The sequence below is a fragment of the Lactococcus sp. genome (assembly GCF_036648155.1).
In the GTDB taxonomy this organism is placed as follows: Bacteria; Bacillota; Bacilli; order Lactobacillales; family Streptococcaceae; genus Lactococcus; species Lactococcus cremoris.
The window spans coordinates 166,063-179,644 of record NZ_JAVXIY010000002.1; the positions used below are offsets into that span (position 1 = coordinate 166,063).

General features: G+C 35.1%; 10 protein-coding genes. All 10 read right to left on the reverse strand.

What is annotated here, in order from left to right; translation table 11 throughout:
- Positions 1 to 662 precede the first annotated feature (662 nt).
- Complete coding sequence (locus RSC39_RS02655; RefSeq protein ID WP_332534911.1) at positions 663 to 1,424, reverse strand: YibE/F family protein; 762 nt, start codon at positions 1,422 to 1,424, stop codon at positions 663 to 665.
- Positions 1,421 to 2,539, reverse strand: coding sequence for a YibE/F family protein (locus tag RSC39_RS02660; protein ID WP_332534913.1), 1,119 nt, complete (start codon positions 2,537 to 2,539; stop codon positions 1,421 to 1,423). Before RSC39_RS02660 ends, RSC39_RS02655 begins: the two co-directional genes overlap by 4 nt.
- A gap of 92 nt (positions 2,540 to 2,631) precedes the next feature.
- Entirely contained in the window at positions 2,632 to 3,042 is a 411-nt protein-coding gene (locus tag RSC39_RS02665; RefSeq protein ID WP_011675941.1) for an EbsA family protein, read from the reverse strand.
- A gap of 94 nt (positions 3,043 to 3,136) precedes the next feature.
- Positions 3,137 to 5,305 (reverse strand): LTA synthase family protein, encoded by a 2,169-nt coding sequence (locus RSC39_RS02670; RefSeq protein ID WP_063281621.1) that lies wholly within the window; start codon positions 5,303 to 5,305, stop codon positions 3,137 to 3,139.
- A 242-nt stretch (positions 5,306 to 5,547) separates the two neighbouring features.
- Positions 5,548 to 9,072: a chromosome segregation protein SMC gene (smc, locus tag RSC39_RS02675; protein ID WP_332534916.1), complete on the reverse strand. Its 3,525-nt coding sequence runs from the start codon at positions 9,070 to 9,072 to the stop codon at positions 5,548 to 5,550.
- The gene (gene rnc / locus RSC39_RS02680) at positions 9,062 to 9,757 is read right to left on the reverse strand and encodes a ribonuclease III (protein WP_011675938.1); all 696 of its coding nucleotides are present in this window, start codon (positions 9,755 to 9,757) and stop codon (positions 9,062 to 9,064) included. The genes smc and rnc overlap by 11 nt, the downstream gene beginning before the upstream one ends.
- 169 nt (positions 9,758 to 9,926) lie before the next feature.
- Positions 9,927 to 10,451 (reverse strand): DivIVA domain-containing protein, encoded by a 525-nt coding sequence (locus RSC39_RS02685; RefSeq protein WP_332534918.1) that lies wholly within the window; start codon positions 10,449 to 10,451, stop codon positions 9,927 to 9,929.
- Positions 10,452 to 10,557: 106 nt separating this feature from the next.
- The gene (gene argF / locus RSC39_RS02690; protein WP_332534920.1) at positions 10,558 to 11,559 is read right to left on the reverse strand and encodes an ornithine carbamoyltransferase; all 1,002 of its coding nucleotides are present in this window, start codon (positions 11,557 to 11,559) and stop codon (positions 10,558 to 10,560) included.
- A 38-nt stretch (positions 11,560 to 11,597) separates the two neighbouring features.
- Positions 11,598 to 12,449 (reverse strand): acetylglutamate kinase, encoded by an 852-nt coding sequence (gene argB / locus RSC39_RS02695; RefSeq protein WP_332534922.1) that lies wholly within the window; start codon positions 12,447 to 12,449, stop codon positions 11,598 to 11,600.
- Positions 12,446 to 13,579: an acetylornithine transaminase gene (locus RSC39_RS02700; protein WP_332534924.1), complete on the reverse strand. Its 1,134-nt coding sequence runs from the start codon at positions 13,577 to 13,579 to the stop codon at positions 12,446 to 12,448. The genes argB and RSC39_RS02700 overlap by 4 nt, the downstream gene beginning before the upstream one ends.
- Between the last annotated feature and the right edge of the window lie 3 nt (positions 13,580 to 13,582).

Here is a 13,582-nt window from a genome sequence, read left to right on the forward strand (position 1 = left end):
TTTTATTAGACTTTTGAAATTAATGTATAAATAGTCGAACTAACATTGTTTCTATTAATTTACAGATGTTTCTTAACTCGAACCAAGAATAACCAAAACATTAACAGAAACTTTCTTTTTAATATCATTCGCTATCTTACAAGTTTATTTTAGCAGTAAGATTTAAATCTGTCAACAATATATTAAAAATAAATAATTTTAATATAAAATTATGGCAAAAATACATAAAACATTCATTCACAAAAAAAGCTTTATAATATAACATTCTTATATATTTTTCTATTTTTTAGAAGTATTAAATGTCTTATATTTATTAAAAAAACAAGATAAATAAATTTTAAATTATAAATTAATTAAAAAATACAAAAACATAAGCATAAGCAGTATTTTTATTTACCGTCCCTTCTTCCACTCAAGTAAAAACTTCTCTCTATTTGAAGTTGCTGTATTTTACTGAAACACTCTCCTTATTTATTACTCACCATAATAGTTTCAAAGTAACTTAGAATAATTCCTCTAAACGATGAGAGTTTAGATTTTTGATTCTTTTATTATAAATTGAGTGCTTACAGGATGCATTGAATAAGATATACAAATTAATTATAAAATGCATCAAAAAAAGCTTGATGTTTTTCATCAAACTTTTATTTTCACTCATAGAACTACTTGTCCGATTTTTTTCGCTCAAAAGATTTTTGAACAAAATAACCCGAAAGCCAAATAGCAAATAAAATCCCTAACATTCCCAAAAGCATCGCTGCAACTTCTGCCATCAGTAATTTTGAGTTAAAAATATCGGCCAAACGATAATTTAAACGTACAAACCAGAGAATTAAACCAACTGTCGCTCCCAAAACTCCAAAAAATAACGTATTGACTGCTGTTCCCAAAATTTGTTGAGAAATGATTTCCCTTTGACTTTTAAATTGCTCAAGACTCATGGACTCATCTTGCTCAACAACTTCTGAAAGGCTGGCAGCTAAAGCCATGGCTGATTCAGCAACCGCACCAAGCATGGAAATAACCATGACCACAATTGCGACATTTGAAAAATTAAGACCCACATTTAATGACAGGTTTTCTAATTCATCAACATCTTCTGTTGCAAATCCTTGAAATTGACCAAAATGTTGAATGATTAAAGCCAGAATAAGCAATGATAAGACAACAATGATACTCGTTTTAAAGGTAATTAATGTAACTTCACTTTCGTCAGCAGACATAAATATGGCGATTGCCAAAATAATTACTGACAGGATAACCAGAACGACTATCGCATTAAAGCCCCATGAAATTAAGGTAATCAGAACAAAAATCGCAATAAAATTGAAAGCTAAACCGATAAGATTACGTAAGCCATCTTTTTTAGCAACTAAAATCATCAAGACAATTAATAAAATCAAGAGGATAAGGAGTGCATTCATAGTGAAATCCCCTTTCCTTGATGACTTCTAGCCAGAGCAAAACTTGTGAAAACAGCGGTAATTGGAACAGCCAGTACAATCCCAATGGCCGAAATGATTGTTTGCAATAATCCAAGATTAAGGCCAACCGTCGCAATATAAGACCAAGAATTGCCATTTCTCAATAATAAGAGGGTCATTGGTAAAGTTTCCGCCATAAAAATCATGAACAAAACATTTGTCAAAGTTCCAATAAGCTCTTGACCAATTGAAATTCCCGATTTAATGTAATCTTTGCTAGTCATATTTATTTTGTTTAATTTATTTTGTCTATCCAAACCAAAAAGACCTGCAACAATATCACCTGTTCCATCCATGATTGCTCCCAAGACCGAAATCATTGTGCCAACAAAGAAAAATTCTGATGGATTTTGGGTCACATAGTCTAAATATTCAAAGTGAATGCCAGAATTTCCTGTCATCTTTAAAACGAATAAAACAATCGAAAATGTTAGAGCCGTTGTTAAGACTGTGGTAATAAAGGTGTAAAGCATCTGCCTTGTTGGTCCTAAGACAAACAAGAGCGATGAAGCCGCAAAAATTACTGACAGAAGTCCAAAAAGTAAAATAACCGGTGGATTAAATTCAACATTGAAGGCGATAACGATGACAAAGTATAATAGATTTAAAATCAAGGATAAAAGCAGAAAAAGCGAAGCCTTAAAGCGTTCAAAACTGATTAGAAAACCAATAAATAAAACGACAAGAGCAATAATTAATGCATCTCTTTTTAAGGTTACAATCTGATAATTTCCCGAAATTTTCTTTAAAATCACTTGCTGACCGACTCGATATATCTGTCCAGTTGTCTGCGATAAGGTTGTCGTATTCTCTAATTTCAGGCTTTCAGGTTCTGAAGCCTTTGCATTGAGGACTTTTATCGATAATTCTTGTGTTATTTGGCGGTCTTTATTTTGGAAATCATCACTAACTTCATGATTGCTTAGCGTTTTAGCAACACTTATTTTCCCAACTGGTGCCTTATACAAGAATTGGTCATGACTAACGAGAAAAAATGCGACAAGAGCAAATATAATGGGCAGTAGCATTTTTTTGAATATCCATTTTATATTCATAAGTTTCCTTTTACAAAACCAAAAATAATTATTTTTAGTTATTATTTTTTAAAATGACAAATCAAAAGACGACAAAGCTGCCGTCTTTTTTATTAGGCTTTTAAATCACTGACCTTATCAGAATGTTCTATCGTATCATGCAAAGTTGCTAAAGCTTCTTTAGACTTTCCAAAAGTGAAGAATTGATAACGTTTGCCAGCATAAGAAAATCCAAAACCAAATTTAGTTGTTTTTACGGCTGTAATGTATTTTAAATCAATTGTTTTCATTCGCACACGCGGAAAAGTTGTAAAATGAAGCTCATCATCAGCAATGAAGAAACGATGTGGCCAAATCAAAGTGATAAAGATAATATATGAAGCAATTGCCAAAATAGTCAAAAACCAGTTGCCCTCTTTATTAAATTCATAAAAAAGTGTCCGCTCGAAGCTTAAAATAATGATGCCCCAAAGCAAAACCAATCGATGATTAAGTGACACTGGAAGAAAATATCCTGTTTTCATTGGTTCCTCTCTTAATATAAAATGCTGATAACTTTGGAAAGTTGAATAGGTCATTCTAAAGATTTCCGTCAGCAATTTATTTATTTAATTTTTATTAATCTTTCACTTTTGGTGAATCTTGTCCTTTTTGGACTTCTGGAATATCAACTGAATAATCTGGTAAAGTTGATTTTCCTTGATTTTGGCTCAGCAAGCTATTTGATCTAGCTGCTAAGTCTTCGTTTTCCTTCTTCAGTTTCTTCTCAGTTGCTTTGACCGTGTAGTTGTAATCTTTAGGGTCAACAGCTTTGAAGCCTTCCGGCGTGTAGAATCTGAGGAGATTTTGATTATTTAATTTATCAGATGCTTTCAAGAGATCAGAAACTTTTTGCTTGGTTTCTTTGACATATTGTTCTTGTTGAGCATTAAGTTTCTCAATCTGCAAGCCTGTTTGGGTGTCATAAAAACTTCCATTCAAACTTGGCTGCGTAATTGTTGGTGTAACAAATCCACCATTTCGCAGAGCCACAAAATCTTGTCGGCCAGAAGCAAACATATCTTGACCAAATTGAACATATTTCTTCGTATCAATTCCAAGTAAATGTTCTAGCGTTGGCATGACATCAAGTTGACCAACATAGGTATTGATGATATGGCCACTGGTTTGTCCAGGAATATCTACCATAAATGGTGTTCGTTGTAACATCGTAGTGTCATAACTATTAAGCGTATCTCCGTTATAACCAACATAAGGAGCAAAAGCCTTATTATCACTACCAGAAATTCCGTAGTGGTCACCATATAATACAATGATTGATTTATCGTAAAGACCTGATTTTTTCAAATAATCATAGAACTGTTGAACCGCTTGGTCCAAATAATGAGCTGTTTCAAAGTAACCGTCAACTAACTTATTTCCTGAATCAACAGTTGCGAAGTTTGGATCTTTATCTTCATCGTCCATTGTATAAGTTAAATGGTTGGTAACTGTTAAATATTTAACATAAAATGGCTGTTGCATTTGTTCAAGCAATGGTACTGAATCACGGAAGAGTAATTTATCTTTGATTCCCCAAGGACTCATGTTTGATGCGGAATTATCAAAGAAACTTTGGTCAAAGAAATTTTGATAACCCATTTGTTTATATGTATTCAATCGATTATAGAAAGCACCAACATTTCCGTGAACTACAGCCGAGCTATAGCCATCGGTTTGATTCAAAATTGCTGGCATAGCTTGGAATGTTTGTGTTGAACCATATTTTGCAAAAAGTGAGCCAGCAGGCAAACCAAATGTTGAAGTTTCCAATAAGTTTTCGGCATCAGATGTTTTTCCTTGTCCAACCTGATTAAAGAAATTACTAAATGAATAAGTAGAATTTGAATGATAGATTGAATTTAAGAATGGAGTCACAACATGCTCTTTACCGTCTGTCCCTTTGATTTTCAAATCAATCAAAGCTTGTTGGAAAGATTCTAAGTGAATTTCAATGACATTACGGTTTTTAGCAATCCCATACATTTTCATATTTGGCGCCAAATAACGATTTGAAGCAATGTATTTTTGAATTTCTTGCAAACTTTCTTTGCTAGCATCTTTACGTTGCGTATTTGCCAAATGAGTATAGTAACTGTCAGTTAGCATCCATGGGCCTAAGCCAAGATAACGTACAATATATGTTTTGTCTGATTGAGCTTTGCGCAAAATTAACTGATGCTTATTAAAATCGCCGAACCAAAAGTTCAAACCAAATAAAGCCAAGCCCATTGAAAGATAGGTAAATGCTCTTTTGGCACCAACTGGACGTTGGTCAAATTTGATTTTTTTAGCAATCAATAACACGATAATCACGACAAGGTCAATCCAATAAACCCAGTCCATCAAATGAACAGGAACTGAACCAAAGTCAAAACCATGTTGGAACATTCCAGCTCCACCCGTCATCGTATCAATCGTGATAAAATCGGTAAATTCTCGATAATAGAGAATATTGAGGTAGAGCAAGAAATTTGCTGCAATGGTCAAGACTAACGTTGCTAGATAAAATAGCGACGTCCTTCTAATAAAGAGTAATACAGCAAAGCAAATCGCTGTAAAGCCAATCGGATTAATAATCATCAGCACTAATTCTGCTGGACCAACTCCCCGAAGATTAAAAACTCCGAAGTAGGCAATCATCGATTTAATCCATACAAAAAATACAATAAAACTAAGCAAACCAACACGTGTGTTGAAAGCAGATAGTAATTTTTTCAATTTATTATCCCCAGAAAATATACTCATTCTTCCTTAATATAAAGAAAAACTGCAGTCAATTCATTAATAATTAACTTATTAATAAATACGAAAAACGCCAGATTTCATCAACTTTGAAATTAATGAAATTTTTTAAATTCATGTTTTTATTGCTTAAATTATACGACTTTCCTTGTTTTTAGGCAAATCATATACCAAACCATAAATTAGGCAGTCCTTCAAAAATCAATCTATAGTGTAGCATTTATAAATTAAAACTATCTTAAATTTCAATTTACTGCTGAATCAAGCTTAACTGAAATCATCTTAGAAACCCCAGCGTCAGCCATTGTAACCCCATACATCGAACCAGCTGCTGCCATTGTTCCTCGACGATGTGTTACAACGATAAATTGATTACTATTGTCAAAGTGATTCATATAATCACCAAAACGTTTAACATTAGCTTCGTCAAGCGCAGCTTCAACTTCATCAAGAACCACAAAAGGTACTGTGCGTACTCTTAATATCGCAAAAATCAAGGCTAAAGCTGTCAGTGCTTTTTCGCCACCACTCATCAAATTCAAACTAGATAATTTTTTACCAGGAGGCTGAACCTTGATTTCAACGCCAGCTTCAAGAAGATTATCACTTGTTAACTCCAAATCTGCCATTCCCCCTGCAAACATTTGGGCGAAGGTCGTTTTGAAACTCTCACGAATGGCATCAAAACTTGTTTTGAAACGAATTTTAACTTCATCATTCATATCATCAATTGTATTCAATAGCAGATTTTTAGCTTCTAACAAATCATCTTTTTGACTTGATAGGAAACTAAAGCGTTCATTCACTTCATCATATTGAACGATAGCATCTAAATTAATCGGACCTAATGCCTTAATTTGACGCTCTAACTCTTTAAGTTTTTGCTCTGCTGCTGCTAAATCTTCCAATTTTTCAACTGTAGCTTGCGCTTCTTCAAAACTCATTTGGTGTTCACTATTTAAAGTTTCTTGAAGAGTCATTAATTGACCTTCAATTTGCTCCAATTGCATTTCGTAACGCGTTTTTTTCGTATTAAGTTCCTGCGTTTGTTGAATAAAGTCTTGATTATGCTGTTCTAAATCTTCCATTTGAGCAGCTAAGTCCTCACGCTCGAATTTTAGACTGACCATTCGGACATTAATCTGACTCAATCGTTCTTCGACTTCTGTCAGTTGTTTTGAGAAATTATTTCTCTCTGTTTCATCAAATTGGACAGGATTTAAAAGTGCTGTCAGCTGATTTTTTTCTTCTGATAATGCTGACAAGTCAGCCAATAAACGTTTTTCATCAGCTTTGATGAACTTCAATTCACTGGCAACTTCTGATTGTCGAAGTTGGGCATGATTCAAAGCCTTTGTTTTTTCTGACAGTAAGTTTTTGTGAGTCTGACTATTTGTTTTAACTTCTTCAAGTTGATTTTCAATTTCCCCTTTTCGTTGGGTAATTTTTGTAAGAAGCTCTGATTTATTTTCATTTTGTCGAGTCAGCTCAAGCAGATTACTTGTTGATTCTTGAGTGGCTGACAGATCTGTCAGCTGTTCTAAAGCACTCTTTTGTTCTACTAATTGTTCGATTTTTAGATTTAAAGATTGCTCAACAAAACGTTTTTCTTCGCCTTGACTTTTCAAAATTTCAACTTCTTTTAATAAGTCTTGACGTGTTTTTTGGGCCTTTTGAACTGCTTGTTCTGCTCTTTTTAATTTTTGTTCAGACGAAACGATTTGTTTTTCTAAATTAGCAATTTCAACAGAAGTAAAGGTCGTAGAATTACGTTTTCCAGCTCCTCCCGCATAAGAACCTCCGGGATTTATTTGTGTACCATCAAGCGTGACAATCCGTACCGTATAATTCATCATACGCGCAATAGCAGTGGCATTTTCTGCCGTATCCACAATCACTGTTGTTCCCAAAAGTGAGCTCATTGCCTTGTGCAATCGCTCTTCAAAATGGACAAGATTGATAGCCAAATCAACAAAACCTGTCATATTTTGAATACGGTTTAGTCCATTAAATTCTCGACCTTTAATTGTCGTCAGAGGAAGAAATGTTGCTCGCCCTAAACGTTTTTCACGTAAGAAGGCAATCGCCCGCTTCGCCGCATTTTCATCTTCGGTGACGACATTTTGACTCCCACCACCTAAAGCAATATCAATGGCCGTTGTATATTTAGGGTCAAAGGTCAATAAATCAGAGACCACCCCAATCAATCCACCAATTTCAGATGCATTTTGCATGACCGCGCGAACTCCAGCAAAAAGATTACTATGGCTGTCACGAATATTTTGCAAAGAGGCCAAACGAGCTTTATGTTGATTGAGTTCTTGCAGATAATCATACATTTCATTTTGTGCTAAACGCTCTAATTCTGCTTGTTTTTTCTCTGCTTGATTTTGCTTTTCAAATTCTGCTAACAAGTGGCTGATTTCGGCTTGTACAGCTGTCAATTTTTCTTGTGTTTCAGATAAATCTTTACTTATTTTTTCAAATTTGGTCAAGTTTTCTCTGACAGATTCATCCTGCTCGGATTGGCGACGACTCAAATCAGCTATTTCTGCTTTATTTCTTACAATTTCATTAGAGATTTGAGCTTCTTTTTCAACCAATTGGACAAATTCATCACGCAAACGCTCCATGATTACTTCTGGTGATTCAGAAAGGGTCGCTAAATCCGCTGACAAATCTGTCAGTAATTTATCTAATTCATTTTTTTCTGTCAGTAAAATTTCTGATTTTTCCTGAACCTCTGACAAATCTTGTTCCACTGTCAGCAAACGGCTTTTTAAATTTTCAAGTCGTTCTTCACGTTCAGCAGCTGATTTCTCTGATGAATCTTTTTGAACATCAAAGAGTTCAATTTTTCTTGTTAGATCTGATTTTAAATTTGAAAAATTAAGCTGATCCGTTTGCAATTTTTCTTGTTCAGATTCGACCTTTTGACGCTCTCTGCGCAACTGACCGACTTGTTCATCATATTCTTTTTTACGAGCTGACAATTGCTTTAATTCAGTGACCACTGCTGTCAAATCAAGTTCAGTTTGGTCATATCGAGCTTTTTTAGTTTCCAATTGTCCAACTAAAACCGCTAGGGATAAATCAGAACGCACGGCCTCTAACTCTTGAAAACGAAGTGCCACATCACGTTGCGATTGTAAGGGAACCAGCTGACTATTCAACTCAAAAATAATATCTTCTAAACGATCAAGATTGTCCTGTGTTGAATTTAATTTAGATTCCGTTTCATTTCGGCGATTTTTGTATTTTAAAACACCTGCCGCTTCTTCAAAAATGGCCCGTCTTTCTTCTGGTTTTGAATTAAAAACCGATTCAATTCGACCTTGAGAAATAATTGATAAAGAATCACGTCCTAAACCAGTATCTGTAAATAAGTCATGAATATCGCGTAAGCGACATTTTCGACCATTCATCAAAAACTCCGAGTCTCCATTGCGATATAAACGTCTTGTGATCACAACCTCTTCTTGCTCATCTTGCCCTTGTAAATAATGGTCAGAATTATCAAAATGGGCAATGACCTCAGCGTAATTTAGTGCTTTTCTTTTCTCTGTTCCAGCAAAAATAACATCAGGCATTTTCCCGCCACGAAGTGCCTTAGCAGACTGTTCGCCTAAAACCCAACGTAAAGCTTCAACAATATTTGATTTTCCAGAACCATTGGGACCAACAACCGCGGTTATCCCTTTATCAAATTCAACTTTAGTCTTATCGGCAAAGGATTTAAAGCCGACAATTTCCATTTTTTTAAGATACATGGTTTTGCCCTTTTATTGCATTTTCTGCAGCTTTTTGTTCTGCCACTTTTTTGGATTTTCCTAGACCACGACCCAATTCTTTGCCATTGTTATAAACCGCCGCAACAAATGAGCGGTCATGGGCAGGTCCTTCTTCTTTCAAGATGTTATAGGTAATTGTGGTTTCACCACCGACTTGTAGAACTTCTTGCAATTCTGTTTTATAGTCAATCACTTTAACATAATCATCATTTTTAACATGGGGAATCACGACATGTTGAATAAACTTACGAACTTCATCCATCCCTTGGTCAATAAAAAGGGCACCCAAAAACGCTTCAAAAAGGTTTTCTAGTGTTGTCTCTCGGTCACGGCCACCCATTTTTTCTTCCCCATGACCTAATCGTAAGAACTCCCCAAATCCACAAGAACGTGAAAAGTTAGCCAACGACTCTGTCCGAACAATACTTGAACGCATTTTCGAAAGCTCCCCTTCAAGTTTTTCCGGATAAGTTCGGTAAAGGTAATCTGAAATCACCAAAGATAAGGCGACGTCTCCCAAAAATTCCAAACGTTCATTGTTTGCAATCTTTGGGAGCCGTTCTTCATTCGTAAATGAAGAATGTGTAAAAGCCGTTTTTAACAAGTCTTCATCATTGAAGACTAATCCATAATCATTTTTTAATTTTTCTTGAAGCTTGAGCATAAAAATCTCCTTCACTTAAAACTTCTATATCATTTATAGTTTTATCCCTTATTATACCAAAAAAAACTTTTTTTGTATGACTTTCCTTGTGGAATGGCACTTTTTAATGGCTTAAGAATAAAAAACATTAGATAAAGTAAATTTTATCTAATGTTTAAATTTGCAAATTTTATTTTTCTAGCTTAGATTGAATGACCTTATCCAGATACCAATCCACATCATCTTTAGAATAGCCTCCAATTTGACTATGGAAATTTTTCTCCAATATTTCTTTTCTATCTAAACTTGTCATTAATTGTAAAAATTCATCTACTTCTGCTTTCTTATAACCGTAGATTAATGAGCGAAAATTTGGATTATTCAAATCAATTGATGCCAGTTTTTCTTCTTGTTTAATCCTATTCTCCTCTTGATGTGTTTCTGCATAACGATGGGCAGCAACTTCTTTCAAAAAGAACTTTACATCCATTTTTATATATCCATGAAACTCTGATTTAAACTTCTTTTTTGTAAGTTCATCTGATAAAGAGGGTTTTTGCGAGATGAATAATAAGTATTCATCTACTTCTGCTCGATTATATCCAATTCCAAGCTCACGCGAATTCCAAAATAAACTCGCAGTTTTAAATTTTTTCAATGATGGATTTTTTAACTCCGCCAGCTCCTTGTCAAATCTATCATCTTTATCATTCATAAAATTTCTTCCTCCATAAAATCTACTCTTTCAGACTCTATTACCCAAAATTATATCATTTTTCTTATAATAAATTGATTTCATGAAAAATAAAATTAATTCTGATTTACACATTAGGAATAAATAAATCCCCTAAAGTAGCTGCCATCACTGCTTTTATCGTGTGCATCCGATTTTCGGCTTGCTCAAAAACGACTGAATTTTTAGAATTAAAAACTTCATCGGTGACTTCTAATTCATTAAGATTATAATTTTCTTTTATTTCTTTCATGACTTCGGTATTCAAATCATGGAAACTTGGCAAACAATGCATGAAAATAAAGTTTTTATTTATAATCTTATCCACCACTTTTTGATTGATTTGGTAGGATTTTAGTAACTTGATTCGCTCGGCTGTTTGGCTTTCTTCACCCATGCTGACCCAGACATCTGTATAAACGATATCGGCATTTTCAAGACCATTTAAATCCGAACGAATGCTGATTTTGCTGTGTGTTCTTAGCGCATAATTGCGGGCAAGTTTTTGAATTTCATGAGCAGGTTGCAAACTTTCTGGCGAGATAATTGTTACATTGACTCCCAAAATTGCCCCTGTCACCAGCAACGAATGGGCCACATTGTTTCGACCATCACCAACGTAAGCAAGAGTCAGACCTTTTAAATAACCAAAATGCTCTTTAATTGTCATAAAATCAGCTAACATTTGCGTGGGGTGCCAATCATCAGTAAGACCATTCCAGACTGGCACTTGCGAGTCTTTCGCCAAGATTTCTACATCACTTTGTTTAAAGCCGCGAAATTCAATGCCGTCAAACATGGTTCCCAAAACCTTTGCCGTATCCGAAATGGATTCTTTTTTCCCAAGCTGAATATCATTTGGTCCTAAAAATTCTGGGTGTGCCCCCAAATCAATGGCAGCTGTCGTGAATGCGGCTCTTGTTCTTGTCGAGGTTTTCTCAAAAATAAGAGCAATATTTTTATCTAATAAATATTTATGTTGAATATGTTCTTTTTTTAATTTTTTTAGATGAATGGCAAAGTCAATCAGATATAACAACTCATCTTTACTAAAATCTATTTCTTTTAAAAAACTTCTTCCTTGAAACATTCTCTCTCCTTTGTTTGCTTATATCGTCAGTAAATCTGTCAGTGATTAATCAAAGTCCCTTGACCTCTGTCAGTAAATAATTCTAGTAATAAAGCATGTGGCACTCGTCCGTCGAGTAATACGGCCTGTCCCAAACCTTCTTGCATGGCGTATTTAATGGCTTCTATCTTTGGAATCATGCCGTCAGTAATTTTTTTCTCTTTAACTAACTTTTCCAGATTGGTCAGGTTAATTTCATCAATAAATGAACCTTCGTCAGGAAAATTACCATATAAACCGCGTACATCACTTAATAAAATAAATTGCTCGGCACAAAGCGCTCCAGCGATTCGACTGGCTGCAGTATCAGCGTTGACATTATAAATTTCCCCATCAAGACCAATAGCGGCTGACGCAATGACTGGAACAGCATCTGTTTGATTGATTCGCTCAATGATTTCCGGATGAATCACCGTAATTTCTCCAACATAGCCTAAATCTTCAGAAATTGGCTTGGCTTCTATTAATTTACCATCAATTCCTGAAACACCAATCGCATTACCTCCTAAGCGAATGATATCTTGAACCAAACTTTTATTTACTTTTCCAGCTAAAGCTGTCAGTGCCAATCGAGCTGTTTTTTTATTGGTCACGCGCAAACCCTGAACAAATTGACTTTTTTGTTCATATTTTTCAAGTAATTCTCCAATCGCAGGTCCTCCGCCATGAACCAAAACGACTTTAATTCCAACTGTTTTAAGTAATAAAATATCTTTTAGAATACTTTCTTTCACTTTTTCATCAACCATGGCATTGCCGCCGTATTTGATGACGACAGTTTGGTCACGATATTTCAGAAAATATTTGAGACTTTCAGTTAAAGTCTGGGCTGTATTATGTGAATCTGTCATAAAAGTTTCTCCAATAGCTCTGCTCCTTTTTGCAATTCTTCTTTGGTCATGACAAGCGGCGGCAATAACCGAATGACATCGTGTCCAGCTGCCAGAGCAAGCAAGCCATTTTCGCGTAATAAAGCAAGAACTTCGGGCACTTTTTTCTCGTCAGCAAGTTGAATGCCAATCATCAAACCTAAGCCTCGAATGCTTTTTACTGTTGATTTTACTGACAACTTTTCTGTCAGTAAATTTAGGAAAAAATTTCCTTTGTCAGTAATATTTTCTAAAAAATCATTGTCCATTGCTGTCAAAACTTGATTGGCGCAGGCCATAGCCAAGGGATTTCCGCCAAAAGTTGAGCCATGTTTCCCAGCAGAAAAATAATGGGCATAGTGATTTTTAGCCAACATTGCGCCGGTTGGAAGACCATTTGCCAAGGCTTTAGCAACTGTGAAAATATCCGGTTCAAAGCCAAAATGTTCAAAAGAAAAAAGTTTTCCTGTTCGCCCAATTCCTGTTTGAACCTCGTCAACAATCAATAAAATTCCATTTTGTTGACAACTTTTCAATGCTTGAACAAAATCTGCTCGAATTGGCAAAATGCCCCCTTCTCCTTGAATAATTTCAAAGATAATAGCGCCGATTTTCTCATTTTCAACCACCTGTTGAAGGGCGGCCACATCATTATAAGTAGTCGCCACAAAATCTGGGAGCAATGGTGCAAATCCAGCTTGAATTTTCTCTTGCATGGTGGCACTCATGGCTCCAAAAGTTCGACCGTGAAAACCATCAGTAAATGCTAAGATTTTGTGACCTGCTTTAATCAATCGTGTTAATTTTAAGGCAGCTTCATTAGCCTCTGTTCCAGAGTTACAAAAGAAAGCTTTGTATTTGTGATTTTGACTTAACTTTGCTGCCACTTCTTCTTGCAGAGGATTTTGATAAAGATTTGAAAGATGAGCCAGATTGTCAAGTTGGACTTTAACAGCATTCTTGCCCTTTTCAAAAGTGTAACCTAGATTCATCACTCCAATGCCGCTAGTGAAATCCAGATATTTATTGCCTTTGTCATCATAAAGATAAACGCCCTGACCTTTGGTCAAGCTAAATGGTAAGCGTCCGTAATTTTCAAATAAATCCGTCATTAT

Bases quoted from the DNA above. Each gene is read 5' to 3' on its own strand.
- RSC39_RS02655 (WP_332534911.1), bottom strand. From the start codon at position 1,424: ATGAATGCACTCCTTATCCTCTTGATTTTATTAATTGTCTTGATGATT.
- RSC39_RS02660 (WP_332534913.1), bottom strand. From the start codon at position 2,539: ATGAATATAAAATGGATATTCAAAAAAATGCTACTGCCCATTATATTT.
- RSC39_RS02665 (WP_011675941.1), bottom strand. From the start codon at position 3,042: ATGAAAACAGGATATTTTCTTCCAGTGTCACTTAATCATCGATTGGTT.
- RSC39_RS02670 (WP_063281621.1), bottom strand. From the start codon at position 5,305: ATGAGTATATTTTCTGGGGATAATAAATTGAAAAAATTACTATCTGCT.
- smc (WP_332534916.1), bottom strand. From the start codon at position 9,072: ATGTATCTTAAAAAAATGGAAATTGTCGGCTTTAAATCCTTTGCCGAT.
- rnc (WP_011675938.1), bottom strand. From the start codon at position 9,757: ATGCTCAAGCTTCAAGAAAAATTAAAAAATGATTATGGATTAGTCTTC.
- RSC39_RS02685 (WP_332534918.1), bottom strand. From the start codon at position 10,451: ATGAATGATAAAGATGATAGATTTGACAAGGAGCTGGCGGAGTTAAAA.
- argF (WP_332534920.1), bottom strand. From the start codon at position 11,559: ATGTTTCAAGGAAGAAGTTTTTTAAAAGAAATAGATTTTAGTAAAGAT.
- argB (WP_332534922.1), bottom strand. From the start codon at position 12,449: ATGACAGATTCACATAATACAGCCCAGACTTTAACTGAAAGTCTCAAA.
- RSC39_RS02700 (WP_332534924.1), bottom strand. From the start codon at position 13,579: ATGACGGATTTATTTGAAAATTACGGACGCTTACCATTTAGCTTGACC.